This is a genomic window from Amycolatopsis alba DSM 44262, assembly GCF_000384215.1.
Lineage (GTDB): Bacteria > Actinomycetota > Actinomycetes > Mycobacteriales > Pseudonocardiaceae > Amycolatopsis > Amycolatopsis alba.
Window position 1 is genome coordinate 1,538,092 of the sequence record NZ_KB913032.1, and the last position, 16,714, is coordinate 1,554,805.

Here is a 16,714-nt window from a genome sequence, read left to right on the forward strand (position 1 = left end):
CCCGTGGCCATCACCCTGGGCCCCAACCAGTACGGCAAGGCCGAAGTCCGGCTCGTCACCGTGCGGCGCGAAGGCACCGTCCACCACCTCAAGGACCTCACCGTCTCGACGTCGCTTCGCGGCGATCTCGCGGCCACGCACCTCACCGGCGACAACGCCGGCGTCGTCGCGACCGACACCCAGAAGAACACCGTCTACGCCTTCGCCAAGGAGTCCCCGGTCGGTGAGATAGAGGACTTCGCGCTGCGGCTCGGACGGCATTTCGTCGACTCGCATCAGCACATCTCCGGTGCCCGGATCCTGATCGACGAACACGGCTGGAACCGGATCTCCGGTCATGATCACGCGTTCTCCCAGGCGGGCAGCGAAAAGCGGACGACCGCGGTGACCGTCCAGGACGGTCAGGCCTGGGTGGTGTCCGGTTTGGACGATCTCGTCGTGCTCAAGTCGACCGGATCGGAGTTCCACGGCTTCCCGCGCGACGAGTACACGACGCTGGCCGAGACGAACGACCGGATCCTCGCGACCGCCGTGACCGCGCGCTGGCGCTACCAGGGCGACGGGATCGACTGGGCCACGAGCCACGCGGAGGTCCGGCGGATCCTGCTGGAGACCTTCGCGGACAAGCACAGCCTCTCCCTGCAGCAGACGCTGTACGCCATGGGAGAGGCTGTGCTCCAGGAACGCGAAGAGGTCGCCGAAGTCCGGCTTTCGCTGCCGAACAAGCACCACTTCCTGGTGGATCTTTCGCCGTTCGGGCTGAAGAACGACAACGAGGTGTTCTTCGCCGCCGACCGCCCGTACGGCCTGATCGAGGGTGTGGTCCTCCGCGATGACGCGGAGGAGCCGGGACTGGCCTGGCACACCCTCGCCGCCTTCTGATCGGGACATTGGACGTCTCTCGCGGGCGGCGGCGTTGCGAAAGCCACTTTCGCAACGTTGGAGGTTGCGAAAGTGGCTTTCGCAACCTCCAAAGCCGGCACACCGGTGAGCGAGGCCGGGGCCCTGCCGACCGGGCAGGACCCCGACGTCATCACGGAGCAGGAGTGGGCAGCGGCATTCCGGTGACGCTCTGGTCGGCGGGGACGACCCCGTCCACCAGATAGGCGTCCACGACCTTGTCCACGGCCGGGTTGCCACCCGCGTAAAGCCCGTGGTCGCCCTCGCCGGTCACGGTCAGCATCCGCGAGTTCGCGAATCCGGCGTGTGCCTTCTTGGCGCCCTCGATCGGGGTGGCCGGATCGTGCTCGGACTGGACGATCAGCACCGGCGGGACCCCCTTCCCGTCGAGCTTCGGCAACGGACGCGGCTGCTTGTCCCAGAACAGGCAGACCGACGCGTTCAACGTACCGCCGCCCGCCAGTAGCAGACCGCGGTCGAGGTTCCGCTGCGAGTCGCGGATCAGCGACTCGCGGGTGCCGGTGAACCGGCCCTCGCCGCAGACGGTGTTCCAGAACGTGCCGTCCTGCGCGTCGGGGAAGTCACCCGCGCCCTTGACCGCGGCACGGGCTTCGGCCTTGGCCTGTTCCGGCGCCCCGTTCTCCAGCCCCGCCCGGACCTTGACCAGCAGGTCGGCCAGCGCCGGGAAAGACGCCTTCTTGTAGAGCAGGTAGATCATCGCGTACTCGAGCTGCATCGGCCCGTTCCCGTTGATCGGGTTGCGCGACAAGGCATACCGAAGCCGCTCGTAGGCCTGCCGGACCTCTTCGCCGCCGGTGCCGAAGTGGTATTTGGCGTCGTAGCGCGCCATCCACGGCAGGAAGTCCTGCCGCCAGCGCCGTTCGAAGCCGACGGCCTGCCGATCGAACGACTTCTGCCAGGTCGTGGTGAACTCCGTCGACGAGTCCAGTACGAACCGTCCCGTCCGCTGCGGGAACTGCTGCGCGTAGTGCGCTCCCAGCCAGGTGCCGCCAGAGTAGCCGACCCAGTTGATCTTTTCCCGGCCCAGCAGGACCCGGAGCAGGTCGTAGTCCTTGATCGTCTGGTAGGTGGTGATCAGCGGCCCGAGTTCGCCGCTGGCGTTCTGACAGGATCGGGCCACGTGCTCCGCGTTCGCCAGGATCTGGTTCAGGTTGCGCGGGTCCCGGTCACGCGGATCCAGCTGATTGACCAGGTCGGCGGTATTCCGGCAGGTGACGTTCGTGCTCTTGCCGGTCCCGCGGACGTCGATGCCGATGACGTCCTGGTGTTCGCGCAGCTTGTCCTGCCCGCGGAACGTCACCGGGAACCAGCGGCCCGGCCCGCCGGGACCACCGGGGTTGGTCAGCACCGAGGCCGTCGACGGCCCGGTGGACTTCAGCCTGCTGACCGCGATGGTCAGGTCTTGCCGCTCGTTCGGGCGGTCCCAGTCGCGAGGGGTGCGATAGGACGCGCATTCGAGTCCGCCGATGTCGGTGCCCGGCGGCAACGTGACCAGTTCGTCCGCCGCGCAGGGATGCCAATCCAGGGTCTGGCCGCTGTAATAGCCGGGGATGCCCGTCGTGTTCAGCGTGCTCGCCGAAGCCGGCACGGCTCCGGCGAGCAGTCCGCCCACGACCACCGGGATCACCCCGGCGGTCAGTAGCCGCTTCATCTGCTGCCCCCTTCTTCCTTGATTCCCAACGGCTCCCGACGCTAGGGCGGGGCACACCCGGCGAACATCGACCGCAGGTAGCGCCGGAAGGTGAACCAAGGTTCAAGGGACGGCTAGGTCCGCGGCACAAGCCCGGCCGCGGCGGCCTTGCGCTGGAGTTCGGCCGGAGTGCTCGCGTTCCGCGCGTCCGGCGCCTCCGTGGACGTCGCGGTGGTGCCGCCGAGTGCCTTGAAGATCAGGTCGGCTTCGGCCTTCATCCCCGCCGCGTACGGGTGATACGCGACCGCGCGGAACAGGTTGGTGTCCTTGCCGCTCACCCAGGCCGCGTCACCCGCGCAAGCGTCGTGACCGTTGCTCGGCCCATACGTGTCGACGTAGCGGGCGCCCTGCTTCCGGGCGGCGGTGGAGACGGCCTTGTTGAGCGCGCGTTCGACCTCGTCGGCCCAGGCGTAGTCGCCGTCGGCGAACGGGAGGACACTGGGGCAGTAACCCTTCGACGGCGCGATCCGCGGGTAGCCGACCAGCACGATGGTGGCCGCGGGCGAACGCTCCCGGACGCCCTTGACGACGCGTTCGAGGTTCCGCTGGGTGTTCTTGAGCGCGGCGAGCAGGGTGTCGGTGCCGTTGATCGTGAAGTGGTCCTTGCACGGCGAACCGGTCGGATCGTCGTCACGCAACTCGGGGCAGGTCCCGATCAGGCTGCCGAAGACGCCGTAGTCGTTGCCGCCGATGCCGATGGTCACCAGGTCCGTGTCCAGGGTCAGCGCGTCGAACTGCGGCGGCACCGACCCGAGCGCGAGACTCGGCGAGGGGACCGTCTGCGGGCTGAGCATGTTCGTGGTGTCCGCCGAGGAGCAGCTGACGTCGGTGAAGGCGCCGGACCTGTAGTAGAGCCCGAGCTTGGTGGCGAGCCAGGCCGGGTAGTTGTTGTTCGACCGGAAGCACCAGCTCGCCTGCTGCCACGGGATCAGCGGACCGGCGGTGTAGGAGTCGCCAAGAGCGACGTATTTGCGGAACGACGGGGTCTCGGCGGCGCTCGCCGGTGTCCCCAAACTCGCTAGTGAGAAGACCGCCAGCAGCGTGGCGAGGACAAATCGGGTGGTGCGGCGCATGGCGACCTCGTGATCCGTCGTTGGACTACCGGCCGATCCTGACAAGTTCCCACCTCCGTCCACAATAGAAGTGAGCATCTTTCACGTTTCAGGGGGTTTGATAGAACGCTCTATCATGAGGGCGTGACTGGAACACGGGAACGCATCGTGAACGCCGGGGCCGAGCTGCTCAGACGGAACGGCTACACCGGCACCGGGGTGAAGCAGATCGTCGAGGCCGCGAACGCGCCCTTCGGCTCGCTGTACCACTTCTTCCCCGGCGGCAAGGAGCAACTCGGCGAGGAGGTCATCCGGACCTCCGGGATGATGTACCTCGCGCTGTTCGAGATCTTCTTCGCCGACGAGCCGGACCTGATCCACGGGATCGAGGCGGCCTTCGCCAGTGCCGCCGACACGCTCGAAGCGACCGGCTACGCCGACGCCTGCCCCATCGCGACGGTCGCGCTGGAGGTCGCCAGCACCAACGAGAAGCTGCGCATCGCGACGGCCGACGTGTTCACGGCGTGGATCGAGACCGGCGCCGGGAAGCTGGGCAAATACGGCCTCGGCCCCGAGGCCGCGCGGCAGCTCACGATCGCGTTGGTGAACAGCCTCGAAGGAGCGTTCGTGTTGAGCCGATCGCTGCGTAACACCGAAGCGCTCGAGGTCGCGGGCGCGTCGACGGTCGCCTTGGCGCGCACGCTGCTCCCCGATGCGTGAAGCACCGACGGCCGGTTGCTGAACACCGGGATTTCCCCGCAACGGGCAACGACTTCCGGCCGACCTAGCGGTCGTCAACTCCGGAATGCCTTTGGGGAGCACATGATCATCAGGAAGCTCGTGATCGGTACCATCGCCGCGGCCGCGCTGCTCACCGCGGGCGCGGTGCCCGCGACCGCCGCCGAGGTCCAGCCGTCCACCCTCACCACGTCCACCAGCAGCACCAAGATCGACGCGGGCAAGACCGTCACGATCTCCGGGAAGCTCACCAAGGCCGACGCCACTCCGATCGCGGGAGCCGAGGTGGGCATCTCCTTCTGCTTCAACGGCTTCTGCGGCGAGGCCCAGGCCAAGCCGGTCACCGACGCCGCCGGCGTCTACACCGCGAAGCTGACCCCGATCCGCACCGGCAACTACCACGCCGACTTCTTCCCCACCGACCCGGCGATCGCGGACTCGCACGCCGACACCCCGAAGATCGTCGTGCTCCACCCGGCGAAGATCACGTCGTTCGCGGCGGGCCGGAACGCGGCCAAGGCCGTGACCGGCTCCGGCACGATCGACTTCCCCGGCCAGTACACCGCGAACCCGATCCCGGTCGAACTCCAGTACTTCTCGTTCGGCACCTACCGCTGGACCACGGCGGCGACGGTCGAAGCCACCTGGAACGGCACCACCTGGGCCTTCGCGGCCTCGGCCGAGTACCGCAAGCCCGGCGTCTGGCGGGCCTTCTACGCGGGCGCGCCGGAGATGTTCCAGGCCGCGGCGAGCGACCTCGTCTTCGTGCTCTGACGTTGCCGTGAAGGCCTCCTTCCCTACCCTGAGAGTAGGGAAGGAGGCCTTCACGGACGGCTAGAGGGACGAGAGGTAGGCCCGCCAGTCACCGACGGCAGTAATGTCGGTCAGCCCAGGTGAGTCCACAAAGGATGAACGCAGGACGGTCGCGAGGCAGGCCGCGCCGTCCTCCAGTTCGACGACGCCCAGCTCCAGTTCCGGCGGCTCGGCGGGGACGAGGTGATCCCGCAGCACCGAAAGCGGCAGGTCGTAGACCTCGCCGACCACGGATCCGGAACCGCCTTCGTGCATCGCCGGGAACCGGTCGCCCACGGAGAAGTAGTGGTACTTCGGTGCCGACCGGGCCACGCAGCACAGCGGCGCGCCCTGCAACTGTTCGTGCAGCGGTCCGCCACGCATGCCGCCGCCGTTGAGGAACATCAGAACCACGACATGATCCCTTCGATCCCGAAGTACACCCCGAACACCGCGGCCAGGATCCCGAGGATCCAGCCGATCTCGCGGATCTTGCCCTTGCAGATCTTGATCAGCACGTAGGCGACCAGCCCGGCGCCGATCCCGTTGGTGATCGAGTAGGTGAACGGGATCAACGCGATGGTCAGGAACACCGGGATCGCGAAGTCCAGGTCCCGCCAGGGAATCCGCGCGCACTGGGCCATCATCATCCCGCCGATGACGACCAGCGCGGGTGCCGCGGCCTGCGCCGGGACGACCGCCGCGAGCGGCGTCAGGAACAGGGTCGCGGTGAACAACCCGCCGGTGACGATGCTCGCCAGCCCGGTCCTCGCGCCTTCACCGACACCGGCGGCCGATTCGAGGAACACGGTGTTGGGGGCCGAACCGGTCACGCCGCCCGCGAGCGCGCCGGCGCCGTCGACCAGCAGGATGCGGCCCATCCCCTCGACCTTGCCGTCCTTGGTCAGGCCCGCTTCCTCCGAGACGCTGGTGATCGTGCCCATCGCGTCGAAGAACCCGGAAAGCACCAGCGTGAACAGGAAGACCGCCGCCGTCACAGCGCCCGCCGACGCGAAGCCGCCGAAGAGGTCGATGTCCCCCAGGAGACTGAAGTCGGGATGCGCCACGACCTGGTCGGGCACCTTGGGCTCGACCAGCCCCCAGCCTTGGACGTGGAACACGCTGTTGACCAGCACCGCGAGCCCGGTCGCGACGGCGATGCTGATCAGCACCGCCCCCGGTACGCCGCGGCTCACGAGCACGATCATCAGCAGCAGGCCGAGGCAGAAGATCGCGATCGGCCAGCCGACCAGATGACCGCCGATGCCCATCCGCACCGGCACCGTCGACTGGGCGGAGTCCGGTGTCCGGGTGACGAATCCGGCGCTGACCAGGCCGACCAGCGCGATGTAGAGCCCGATGCCGACGGTGATCGCGACCTTGAGCGGCATCGGGATCGCGTTGATGATCCGTTCCCGGATCCCGGAAACCGCCATGAACACGATGCAGACGCCTTCGAGGACGACGAGTCCGAAGGCCTGTGCCCACGTCATGGCCGGCGCCATCTGGAACGCGACGACGCCGTTGACGCCGAGACCGGCCGCGAGCGCCAGTGGCGCGTTCCCCACGAGTCCCATCAGGATCGTGGTGACGCCCGCCGCCAGCGCGGTCGCGGTCGTGATCGCCTCGGTGCTCAGCCGGGCGCCGGTGATGTCGGCCGACGCGCCGAGGATGAGCGGGTTGAGCAACACGATGTAACACATCGCGACGAACGTGGTGATCCCGCCGCGCACCTCGCGGCCGATCGTGCTGCCGCGGTGGGAGATCTTGAACCAGCGGTCGAGCCCGGACAGCCGGCTCGGCTCGGCCGAGGACGGGTGGGGACGCTCTGTACCTAATTGGGTCATGCCTACTCCACAACGTTGTGGGGCGGGAGAAACTCAGTAAGCCTTCTTGTCGGGTTTCGACAGCCAGGCCTGGAAAGGCGCGAAAGAGTCCGGAAGGGACAGTTGGCCGACGGGTAGTGACCAGGTCTCGCGCGGGCGGGAAAAGAGATCGTAGAACTCTCGGTCGTCGAAGCCCGCCTCGGCCGCGTCGTGGCGGTCCGCGGCGTAGACGACCTTGCCGACGCGCGCCCAGAGCGCGGCGGAAAGGCAGAGCGGGCAGGGTTCACAGGAGGTGACGAGCACGCAGCCGTCGAGTTTGTAGTCGCCGATCGCCTGGCAGGCCGCGCGGATCGCGACGACCTCGGCGTGCGCCGTCGGGTCCAGCGTCGGCGTCACCTGGTTGGTCCCGGTGGCCAGCACCGAACCGTCGCGGACGATCATCGCGCCGAACGGGCCACCGCCGCGTTCGACGTTCGTCGTCGCCAGCTGGACCGCTTCGGCGAGCCACTTCTGCTCGTCGGACTCCGAAATGGACAGACGGGTACCCACGGATGTGCTCCTAGCTCGAAAAAGTACGGATGTCAGGTGCCGGTGAGGTGCTCGGGACGCACCGGGACACGCGGCAGCGCCAGCCCGGTGGCCGCGCGGATGGCCGCGACGATCGCCGGGGTGGACGAGATCGTCGGCGGTTCGCCGACCCCGCGCAGACCGTACGGCGCGTTGGGGTCGGGCCGTTCCAGGACGTCGATGTCCATCGGCGGCATGTCCAGCACGGTCGGGATGAGGTAGTCGGTGAACGACGGGTTCCGGATCTTCCCGTCCACGGTCTGGATCTCCTCCATCACCGCGAGCCCGAGGCCCTGCGCGGAGCCGCCCTGGATCTGGCCGAGCACCGCCTGCGGGTTGAGCGCCTTGCCGACGTCCTGCGCGCAGTCGAGTGCGACGACCTTGATCAGCCCGAGTTCGGTGTCGACGTCCACGACCGCGCGGTGGGCCGCGAAACCGTACTGGACGTGCGCGTTCCCTTGTCCTGTCTCGGGATCGATGGGTGTTGTCGGACGGTGACGCCACTCGACGGTCTCGTCGAAGACCTCGTCGCCGAGGACGTCGGCGAGGTCCGCCAGCACGCTGCCGTCGACGGAGACGACCTTGTTCGCGACGACGTTCAGCTTGCCGTCCGCGGCGAGTTTGCCCGCCAGGTGCTGGTGCAGCCCGGAGCGGACCGCGACACAGGCGGCCTGGACGGCGCCGCCGGTGACATAGCTCTGCCGCGACGCCGACGTCGAACCGCCGTTGCCGATGTTCGTGTCCATCGGCAGGATCGTCACCTGCTCGATGCCGAGTTCGGTCCGGACGATCTGCTGCATGATCGTCACCAGGCCCTGGCCGACCTCACAGGCGGCGGTGTGCACGGTCGCCGCGGGTTCGCCGCCGACGAGTTGCAGCCGCACGCGGGCCGTCGAGTAGTCGTCGAAACCCTCGGAGAAGCAGATGTTCTTGATGCCGACCGCGTAGCCGACGCCCCGGACGACACCCTCGCCGTGGGTGGTGTTGGAAACGCCGCCCGGCATCCGGCGCAGGTCCAGATCTTCGTGCTGGACCGGCAACGGCTTGGCGCGCAGGCGTTCCAGCAGCTCCGCGACCGGCGCGGCCGAGTCGACCACCTGCCCGGTCGGCATGAGACTGCCTTCCTCCATCGCGTTGAGGATCCGGATGTCCACCGGGTCGATACCGCAGGCCTTGGCAAGTTTGTCCATCTGGGACTCGTAGGCGAAGCCCGCCTGAACAGCGCCGAAGCCGCGCATCGCGCCGCAGGGCGGATTGTTGGTGTACACACCCCAGCAGTCGACAGAGGCACTGTCCACATTGTACGGGCCGACGCCGAGCGTGGCCGCGTTCGCGACCACCGCGCCGGTCGACGAGGCGTACGCTCCGCCGTCCAGGTACAGCTTCGCCTTCACATAGACGAGCCGGCCGTCCTTGTCCGCGCCGTGCTCGTAGTACATCTTCGCCGGGTGGCGGTGCACGTGGCCGTAGAAGGATTCCTCGCGGTTGTAGACCATCTTGACCGGCTTGCCGGTGTGCAGCGCCAGCAGGCACGCGTGCACCTGGATCGACAGATCCTCGCGGCCGCCGAACGCGCCGCCGACCCCGCCGAGCGTCAGCCGCACCTTGTCCTTGGGCAGGCCCAGGGCGGCGACGATCTGCTGCTGGTCGACGTGAAGCCATTGCGTGGCGACATAAAGGTCGACACCGCCTTCGGTGTCCGGGATCGCCATGCCGGACTCGGGACCGAGGAAAGCCTGATCCTGCATGCCGACCTCGTAGACGCCGGACACCACGACGTCGGCTTTCACCGACTGGTCACCGTGGCGGATCTTGGCGTGTCGCACGACGTTCCCGCCGGGGTGCAGCTCGGCGCCCTCGCCTGCGGCGGCCTTCTCGGAGTCCGTCACCGGTTCGAGGACCTCGTAGGAGACCTTGATCCGCTTCATCGCGCGCCGCGCCGTCTCGGGATGATCCGCGGCGACGAGCGCGACGGGCTCGCCCTGGTAGCGCACGACGTCGACGGCGAGCACCGGCTGATCGGAGTGTTCCAGGCCGTACTTGTTCAGGCCGGGCACGTCTTCGTGGGTCAGCACCGCGTAAACCCCTTGCACGGCAAGGGCGTCAGTGATGTCGATGCCGGTGACGCGCGCGTACGGATGCGGGCTGCGCAGCGTCGCGCCCCACAGCATGTCCTCGTGCCACAGGTCCGAGGAGTAGGCGAATTCGCCGCGCACCTTGACCGTGCCGTCGGGCCGCCGCGGGCTCGTGCCCACCCCGTTGCCGGTGGTCTGCGTGGAGACTTCAGTGGTGGTCATACCGTCTCCCTCAGCCGCGCACTGGCCACGGCCAGCTCGCGGGCGATCTCGTCTTCGGATTCCTCGCGCAGCGAGCCGCCGGTCACCACGGTCGCGCCGCCCACGAAGAGCCGCTCGACCGGCGGGGTGGCGCCGAGCACCAGGGCGGCGACGGGGTCGGTGATCCCGGCGTAGTTCAGGCCGTTCAGGTTCCAGACCGCGAGGTCGGCGAGTTTGCCGACCTCGACCGAACCCAGGTCGTTTTCCCGGCCGAGGCAGCGAGCGCCGCCCATCGTGCCCATCCACAGCGCCTCGCGCGTGGTCAGCGCACGTGGCCCGCCGCGCTGCCGCGCCTGCAGCAGGGACTGGTGCAGTTCCTCGCCGAGGCCGCCGGACTCGTTGGACGCGGCGCCGTCGACGCCGAGCCCGACCGCCACCCCGGCGTCGAGCAGCTGCCGGACCGGCGCGATCCCGGCGCCGATCCGCCCGTTGGACGTCGGGCAGTGCGCCGCACCGGTCCCGGTGGCGCCCATCCGCCGGATCGCTTCCGGGGCGAGGTGGATCGAGTGCGCGAGCCAGACGTCCTCGGCGAGCCAGCCGAGTTTGTCGGCGTACTCGGCCGGTGTGCAGCCGACTTCGGCGAGGCACTGCTTCTCCTCGTCGACCGTCTCGGCGAGATGTGTGTGGAGCCGGACCCCCTTGCGCCGCGCCAATTCCGCCGCGCCGGTCATCAGCCGCTCGCTCACCGAGAACGGCGAGCACGGCCCGGCCGCGATCTGCAGATGAGCGCCTGCCGAGGCGTCGTGGAACCGGTCGATCGCGGCCTCGGTGCCGAGCAGCGCGGCCTCGGTCTCCTCGACGAGGTTGTCCGGCGGGAGCCCGCCCTGCGACTCGCCGCGGTCCATCGAACCGCGCACGACGTGCAGCCGCACGCCGACGCGGATCCGGGCGGCGGCGAGGGCCGCGACCTGGTCACCACCGTCGCGCGGGAAGACGTAATGGTGGTCGGCGACGGTCGTGCAGCCGGTGGTCGCGAGCCTGGAGAGCCCGGCGGTGGCCGCCGCGTGCGTGATCTCGGCGTCGAGCCTCCCCCAGATCGGGTACAGCGCGACGAGCCATTCGAACAACGTGTGGTCGGCGGCGAGACCGCGCGTGGCCCACTGGTAGAGGTGGTGGTGGGTGTTGATCAGCCCCGGTGTGACCAGGCAGCCGGAGCCGTCCACGCGTTCGTCGTACTCACCGTCGGGAGCCTTCCCGGCACCGACCGCGGCGATGCGGTCGTTCTCGATGACGACGTGACCCGAGGCGTGCTCGGTGCCCGCGCCGTCGACGGTCGCGATCGCGGCGTTCTCGATGACGGTCCTCACGCGGTCTCTCCCCTGGTCGCGGCCAGCCGGACGGCGTCGAGGATCTTCTCGTACCCGGTGCACCGGCACAGGTTGCCCGCCAGCGCCTCGCGGATCTCCTCGTCGGCGGGGTTTTCGACCCGGTTGAGCAGATCGTGCGCGGCCACCACCAGGCCGGGGGTGCAGAAGCCACATTGGACGGCGCCCGCGTCCACAAAGGACTGCTGGACGCGGTCCAGCTTGTCGCCGTCGGCGAGCCCTTCGACCGTTCGGACCTCGCGGCCCTCGACCTGACCGGCCGCGACCAGGCAAGAACACACCGGGACCTCGTCGAGGTACACCGTGCAAGAACCGCATTCACCCTGTTCACAGGCGTTCTTGGAACCGGGGAGGCCGAGCCGTTCGCGGAGCACGTAGAGCAGGCTTTCGCCCTCCCAGACGTCGTCGGCCTGGCGGGATTCGCCGTTGATCGTCACGTTCACGCGCACTCGCGTTCACCCTTCTGGAAGTCGTTCCACGCCCACGTCAGCGTCCGCCGCGCCAGGACGGACAACGCGTGCTTGCGGTAGTCGGCGCTGCCGCGGACGTCGTCGATCGGCGACGACGCTTGGGAGACCAGCTCACCGAACCGGCGTTTCACCGAATCCGCGATCGCCGCCTTGCTGGACCAGGGAAGTTCGGCGGAGAGGAATTCTTCGGCGGCGCTCGCCCGGCGCGGGGTCGGGGCCGCCGATCCGACGGCCGCGCGGATCTCGCGGGTGTCGGGATGCAGGGCCAGCGCGAACGAGCAGACCGCGATGACCATCGCGTTGCGCGTCCCGACCTTGGCGAACTGCTGCGGACCGACCTCGGCGGGCAGATGCACCGCGGTGATCAGCTCGTCGGGTTCGAGGGCGTTGCGTTTGACGCCGAGATAGAACTCCTCGGCCGGGATCCGCCGCGTTCCGCGCACCGACGCGGCCTCGACCTCGGCGCCGAGCACGAGCAGCACGGGATGCGTGTCGCCGGCGGGCGAGGCGGCGCCCAGGTTCCCGCCGACGGTGCCGCGATTGCGGATCTGCGGCGAACCGACGGTGCGTGAGGCCATCGCCAGCGCGGGGAGAACTTCACCCAGCTCAGCGATCACCCGGACGTAGGGCACGGACGCGCCGAGCCGGATCTTGCCGTCGCTTTCGGTCCACTCGGCGAGTTCCGTGACGCGGTTCAGATCGAGCAGCGCGCCGGGGCGGCGGTGGTCGAAGTTGAGCTCCACCATGACGTCCGTGCCGCCCGCGATGGGCACCGCGTCGGGTCGCTCGGCCTTCACGGCGAGCGCCTCGGTCAGCGAGCTGGGGCGCAGGAAATCCACTCTCGGGCTCCTCGGTTCGGCGGAGTGCTGTGACGGCTGACTCAGTAGACGCCCTGCCCCCGTATGGCGGCAACGGTGCCGAAGCATGAAATCTCCCCTGCCCGGCCGGGTCGTTTTGTGCTTTCCTACAAACCTGATGACGACCGTGAAAACTCTGCTCGCGCTTCCGGGGTTGCGCTTGCGCGTGCGTGCCGGGACGGCACTGCTCGACCGTCCGGTGTCCCGGATCTACGTCACCGAGCTGCCCGATCCGGGGCGGTACGTGTCGGCGGGCGAACTCGTCCTGAGCGGGTTGCTGTGGTGGCGCGGGCCCGGTGATTCCGAGGCCTTCGTCGCCGCGCTGACGAAGGCCGGGGCGGCGGCGCTGGCGGCATCCGGAGCGGATTCCGACGGGATTCCCGAAGATCTCGTCGAAGCCTGCACGCGACACGGGATTCCGTTGCTGGAGGTGCCGACGGATCTGTCGTTCTCGGTTGTCACCGAACGCGTCGTCCTGGCGTTGGCCGCGGCCGCGGAAGGCGCTCGCAAACGTTTGCTTTCAGCGGCGACGGAAGACGCGTCGGTGGAAACACTGCTGGAGCGGGCACGCGCGGAGATCGGTCTCCCCTGCTGGGTGGTGCCCGCCGGCACGCCGTCGGATCTGGTGCGGCGGTTCGTCGCGGCGGGCGGACGTTCCCTGGAGGCGGACGACGTCTCCGTCCGGCCGGTCGGCGGCAGGCACGCGCTGCCGTGGCTGCTCGCGATCGGCGGCGCGCTGACCGCCACCCAGGCGGAGATCGCGGAGGAGCTCGCCGGACTGATCGGACTCGCGCGCACGCGGGCGGACGAGGTCCGCGCGGTCACCGACAGGGTGCTCGAACCACTGCTCGCCGCGCTCGACGAGGGAAGCGATCCGCACGCGGCGCTGACCGCGACCGGGCTGCGCGGCGATCTGCGCGTCGTCGTCGCCCGCACCGAGGGCTCCGAAGCCGCACGCGGGATCCTGACCGAGCTGCTGCCACCAGGCGCCCTCGTCGGGCCGGCCGGGGAAACGACCTGGGCGCTAGCCGAGGACGACGGCGAGTGGCCGGAAGACTGGCCGGCCGCGGTCGCCACCGCACTGTCCACAGTGGAGCCGCTGCTGCCCTGCCGCCGGGTGCTGATCGGGATCAGCGACCGTTCCCCGGTGTCGATGCTGCGGGGCGCGAAAGAGGTCGCGCGTTACGCGCTGGCCGTGGCGGCGGACCGGCCGGGCACGATCGAGGTCGTCCCCGGCGGCGAGATCGGCATGCACCGGCTGCTGCTGGCCGGCGCGCCCGACGACCTCCGGGCGGCGTTGCGGCGACGGGTGCTGGGCCCGCTGCTGAGCTACGACGCCGAACAGGGCACCGATCTGGTGCACACCCTGCGCGTCTTCCTCGAATGCTCCGGCTCGCCGACGCGGGCCGCGCGGGAACTGCACGTCCATGTCAACACTTTGCGGTACCGGATCGGCCGGGCGAGCGAGCTGCTCGGCACCGATCTGACCGAGTTCACCGAACAGCTCGACGTCTATTTGGCCTTGTCGGCAGGGAGCTGAAATGGGCATCACCACGGCGAAAGAAGCCGCCTACGACCCGCGTGTGGTCGCTTTCGGACGGATGATGGGCGCGGCGAACCGGCTGGAATACCTGCTCGGCCGCGCGCTGGAGGCCGAATGCGGGATCTCGCATCTGATGTTCGAGGTCCTGCTGATCGTCGGCAGATCGGGCGAGGCCGGGATGAGCATGCGCGCGATCGCGCAGGAGCAGGTGCTGACCACCGGCGGCGCGACCCGGCTGGTCGACCGGATGACGACGCTCGGCCTGGTCATCCGGGCCGCCGACCTCGAAGATCGCCGCGTGCAACTCGTGCGGCTGACCGAGCAGGGCGAGGAGACGACCGTCCGGGCCGCGCTGGTCCACGTCGAGAACATCCAGCGGCTCTTCCTCGACCCGCTGCCCGCGGACCATCGCGAACGGTTCGCGCAGGACCTGCGGGCGCTGAGCCATTCCGCGCGTGACGCGCTCCCCCGGCTCCGGTAGGAATATCTGACTGGTCAGACATTGTTGGGTATCGTCATGAGGCTCATCTATGTCTTCGACGCGTACTGCGGCTGGTCCTACGGCTTCGCCAGGACCATGGCCGACGTCGCGCACCGGCATCCGGACCTGCCGGTCGAAGTGGTTTCCGGCGGCCTGTTCCTCGGCGGACGGCGTGTGCCGATCCGGCAGTTCGGCTACGTCCAGGGAGCCAACGCCGAGATCACGCGCCGCACCGGGGCGCCGTTCGGGGAAAGCTACGAACGGCTCATCGCGGACGGCGAGTTCGTCATGGACTCCGAGGCCGCCGCCTGCGGGATGGCGGCGCTGCGCGAAGTCGGGCCGGACCGCGCGGTGCGGCTCGCGGCCCTGTTGCAGGAGGCCTTCTACCTCGACGGACTGAGCCTGTCCGAGGTCTCGACCTACCGCATGGTCGCGCAGCGGGCAGGTCTGGACGGGGACGCTGTCGAGGCCGCGCTGGACCGCGTTTCCGCGGCGGCCGATTTCCGGCGGGCACGGGACTTGGGGGTCACGGGTTACCCGACGCTGCTCGCCTCCATCGGGGAACAGGTCGTCACCCTCGTCGCCGGGAACGCGAGCGCGGACGAGGTGGAACAGCGGATCGGCGCGCTGGTTTCCTAAACTCGGCGTCATGCCTTTGACGATTCGACCGGCGACCCCCGCGGACGCCGACGCCGTGGCGAAAATCTGGTACCACGGCTGGCAGGACGGCCATCTCGGCAACGTGCCCGACGCGCTTGTCCGGGTCCGCACGCGCGAATCGTTCCGGGAGCGCGCCTCGGACCACGTCTGCGACACCACTGTCGCCGAGGTGACCGGCGAGGTGGCGGGGTTCGTGATGGTCGCAGGCGAAGAGGTCGAGCAGGTCTTCGTGTCGTCGGATCACCGCGGGAGCGGCGTGGCCGGAGCACTGCTCGCGGAGGCCGAACGGCTTGTGCGCGATGGTGGGCATTCCTGCGCTTGGCTCGCCGTCGCGCCGGGTAACGCGCGGGCGCGGCGGTTTTACGAGCGGTGCGGGTGGGTCGATGAGGGATTGTTCGACAATCAGGCTTTCGGTCCGGACGGTCCGATTTCGGTGCCGTGTCACCGTTACGTGAAGGATTTGTAAGCGATCGACGAATCGCCCCTTCGGTGCCACCGCAATTAGTCGGCTAATTGCGGTGAAGGGAAAGGCAAAAGTGTCCTGTCGGACGGACACCCGAACCCGCCTGTGGTCTCAGTGACACCAGTAGTCACGGGCGGTGCCGCGTCACGCCCCGCCGGGGTTCGGGTGCCCCCGCGCCGCGCTTCGGGATGTCTCAAAGGGGCCCTTCAGGACGGTGAACGTCCCACAGGTGGCCTTCAAGACATGACGTCGAGCCACCCGATCCCCGGTCGTCCCCAACGACACAACACGTTTGCCTTTCCCCTCAATAAACGCGAGACCCGGAGGGCGAAGCCAGGTATGCCAGCGCCATCCCGGTCGTTTCACCAGCCCACTCACTCCAGCTCAGGTCGTCCGGCCAGAACCGGCCACTGGCGGCCCGGTGCACGCAGGAACCGATGATCGTCCGGCTCACCACGCGGACGGCCCGCTCCCGATCCGCCCCGGCGCACGAGCGAGCGGCTTCGACGAACTCGTCCTGGATCGTGGCCAGTGCCTGGAGGCCGCGATCGCGTCCCTCGGCGCGCTGATTGTCGAGCAGCTCGGGGAAGATCCGGTCGTGGCGGGCGAAGGTGTCCGCCAGCGCCTGGACGAACGCGCCGACGATCCCGCTCAGACCGGGCTCCGCCGCGCGAAGGGCTTCGCTGACGCTGGTCTCCAGTTGTCCGAGCAGCTGGTCTTTCACCGCGTACAGCAGCTGGTTCTTGCCCGCGAATCGGCGATAGATCGCCCCCACCGACATTCCGGCCTGCTCGGCGACCGCGCCGACGGTGAACTCCTCGATGCCTTGGCTCGCCAGTACATGCTCGGCCGCGGCCAGCACCTTCTGCAAGGACTCCCGGCTGCGGGCCTGCTGCGGCGGACGGAAACCTTGATCGACGGTCTGCTGGCTCACCGACCGCACGTTACCCCACCCAAATGCGAATGATAACTTCCGTTCGCATCTGACGGAGC

17 protein-coding genes are annotated in these 16,714 nt (G+C 68.9%); 7 read left to right on the forward strand and 10 right to left on the reverse strand.

Features of this window, described 5'->3' with window-relative positions:
• Nucleotides 1–3: 3 nt before the first annotated feature.
• Nucleotides 4–882: a factor-independent urate hydroxylase gene (gene pucL / locus AMYAL_RS0107075; RefSeq protein WP_020630612.1), complete on the forward strand. Its 879-nt coding sequence runs from the start codon at nucleotides 4–6 to the stop codon at nucleotides 880–882.
• Between the two features lie 151 nt (nucleotides 883–1,033).
• On the opposite strand, the gene AMYAL_RS0107080 is transcribed toward pucL, so the two are convergent.
• Together AMYAL_RS0107080 and AMYAL_RS0107085 are read right to left on the reverse strand one after the other, a co-directional pair.
• Complete coding sequence (locus AMYAL_RS0107080; protein ID WP_020630613.1) at nucleotides 1,034–2,572, reverse strand: alpha/beta hydrolase; 1,539 nt, start codon at nucleotides 2,570–2,572, stop codon at nucleotides 1,034–1,036.
• Nucleotides 2,573–2,685: 113 nt separating this feature from the next.
• Nucleotides 2,686–3,684 carry an SGNH/GDSL hydrolase family protein gene (locus AMYAL_RS0107085; RefSeq protein ID WP_020630614.1) on the reverse strand — a complete coding sequence of 333 codons (999 nt, stop codon included), beginning with the start codon at nucleotides 3,682–3,684 and terminating at the stop codon, nucleotides 2,686–2,688.
• A gap of 123 nt (nucleotides 3,685–3,807) precedes the next feature.
• Here AMYAL_RS0107085 and AMYAL_RS0107090 point away from each other — a divergent pair, with 123 nt between their 5' ends.
• Together AMYAL_RS0107090 and AMYAL_RS0107095 are read left to right on the forward strand one after the other, a co-directional pair.
• Nucleotides 3,808–4,383 (forward strand): TetR/AcrR family transcriptional regulator, encoded by a 576-nt coding sequence (locus tag AMYAL_RS0107090; RefSeq protein ID WP_483413470.1) that lies wholly within the window; start codon nucleotides 3,808–3,810, stop codon nucleotides 4,381–4,383.
• A 102-nt stretch (nucleotides 4,384–4,485) separates the two neighbouring features.
• Nucleotides 4,486–5,175, forward strand: coding sequence for a hypothetical protein (locus tag AMYAL_RS0107095; protein WP_020630616.1), 690 nt, complete (start codon nucleotides 4,486–4,488; stop codon nucleotides 5,173–5,175).
• A 60-nt stretch (nucleotides 5,176–5,235) separates the two neighbouring features.
• Here the strand turns inward: AMYAL_RS0107095 and AMYAL_RS0107100 are convergent, their stop codons facing one another.
• The 7 genes from AMYAL_RS0107100 to AMYAL_RS0107130 are packed head-to-tail and all read right to left on the reverse strand — an operon-like array spanning nucleotide 5,236 to nucleotide 12,556.
• The gene (locus tag AMYAL_RS0107100; RefSeq protein WP_020630617.1) at nucleotides 5,236–5,607 is read right to left on the reverse strand and encodes an allophanate hydrolase-related protein; all 372 of its coding nucleotides are present in this window, start codon (nucleotides 5,605–5,607) and stop codon (nucleotides 5,236–5,238) included.
• Nucleotides 5,598–7,040 carry an NCS2 family permease gene (locus AMYAL_RS0107105; protein ID WP_020630618.1) on the reverse strand — a complete coding sequence of 481 codons (1,443 nt, stop codon included), beginning with the start codon at nucleotides 7,038–7,040 and terminating at the stop codon, nucleotides 5,598–5,600. Before AMYAL_RS0107105 ends, AMYAL_RS0107100 begins: the two co-directional genes overlap by 10 nt.
• Before the next feature lie 33 nt (nucleotides 7,041–7,073).
• Nucleotides 7,074–7,568: a nucleoside deaminase gene (locus AMYAL_RS0107110; protein ID WP_020630619.1), complete on the reverse strand. Its 495-nt coding sequence runs from the start codon at nucleotides 7,566–7,568 to the stop codon at nucleotides 7,074–7,076.
• 32 nt (nucleotides 7,569–7,600) lie between these two features.
• On the reverse strand, nucleotides 7,601–9,883 hold the full coding sequence (pucD, locus tag AMYAL_RS0107115) for a xanthine dehydrogenase subunit D (protein WP_020630620.1): 2,283 nt from the start codon (nucleotides 9,881–9,883) through the stop codon (nucleotides 7,601–7,603).
• Complete coding sequence (locus tag AMYAL_RS0107120) at nucleotides 9,880–11,229, reverse strand: 8-oxoguanine deaminase (RefSeq protein ID WP_020630621.1); 1,350 nt, start codon at nucleotides 11,227–11,229, stop codon at nucleotides 9,880–9,882. Before AMYAL_RS0107120 ends, pucD begins: the two co-directional genes overlap by 4 nt.
• Entirely contained in the window at nucleotides 11,226–11,696 is a 471-nt protein-coding gene (locus tag AMYAL_RS0107125; RefSeq protein WP_020630622.1) for a (2Fe-2S)-binding protein, read from the reverse strand. The genes AMYAL_RS0107120 and AMYAL_RS0107125 overlap by 4 nt, the downstream gene beginning before the upstream one ends.
• Nucleotides 11,687–12,556 carry an FAD binding domain-containing protein gene (locus tag AMYAL_RS0107130; RefSeq protein ID WP_020630623.1) on the reverse strand — a complete coding sequence of 290 codons (870 nt, stop codon included), beginning with the start codon at nucleotides 12,554–12,556 and terminating at the stop codon, nucleotides 11,687–11,689. The genes AMYAL_RS0107125 and AMYAL_RS0107130 overlap by 10 nt, the downstream gene beginning before the upstream one ends.
• A 136-nt stretch (nucleotides 12,557–12,692) precedes the next feature.
• Between AMYAL_RS0107130 and AMYAL_RS0107135 the strand changes: the two genes are divergently transcribed.
• The 4 genes from AMYAL_RS0107135 to AMYAL_RS0107150 are packed head-to-tail and all read left to right on the forward strand — an operon-like array spanning nucleotide 12,693 to nucleotide 15,724.
• Entirely contained in the window at nucleotides 12,693–14,114 is a 1,422-nt protein-coding gene (locus AMYAL_RS0107135) for a PucR family transcriptional regulator (protein ID WP_026466822.1), read from the forward strand.
• A 1-nt stretch (nucleotide 14,115) separates the two neighbouring features.
• Nucleotides 14,116–14,598: a MarR family winged helix-turn-helix transcriptional regulator gene (locus AMYAL_RS0107140; RefSeq protein ID WP_020630625.1), complete on the forward strand. Its 483-nt coding sequence runs from the start codon at nucleotides 14,116–14,118 to the stop codon at nucleotides 14,596–14,598.
• A gap of 36 nt (nucleotides 14,599–14,634) precedes the next feature.
• Nucleotides 14,635–15,237, forward strand: coding sequence for a DsbA family protein (locus AMYAL_RS0107145; RefSeq protein ID WP_020630626.1), 603 nt, complete (start codon nucleotides 14,635–14,637; stop codon nucleotides 15,235–15,237).
• Between the two features lie 10 nt (nucleotides 15,238–15,247).
• On the forward strand, nucleotides 15,248–15,724 hold the full coding sequence (locus AMYAL_RS0107150) for a GNAT family N-acetyltransferase (protein ID WP_020630627.1): 477 nt from the start codon (nucleotides 15,248–15,250) through the stop codon (nucleotides 15,722–15,724).
• A gap of 301 nt (nucleotides 15,725–16,025) precedes the next feature.
• Here AMYAL_RS0107150 and AMYAL_RS0107155 read toward each other — a convergent pair whose 3' ends face one another.
• Nucleotides 16,026–16,655 (reverse strand): TetR/AcrR family transcriptional regulator, encoded by a 630-nt coding sequence (locus AMYAL_RS0107155; protein ID WP_026466823.1) that lies wholly within the window; start codon nucleotides 16,653–16,655, stop codon nucleotides 16,026–16,028.
• Nucleotides 16,656–16,714 lie beyond the last annotated feature (59 nt).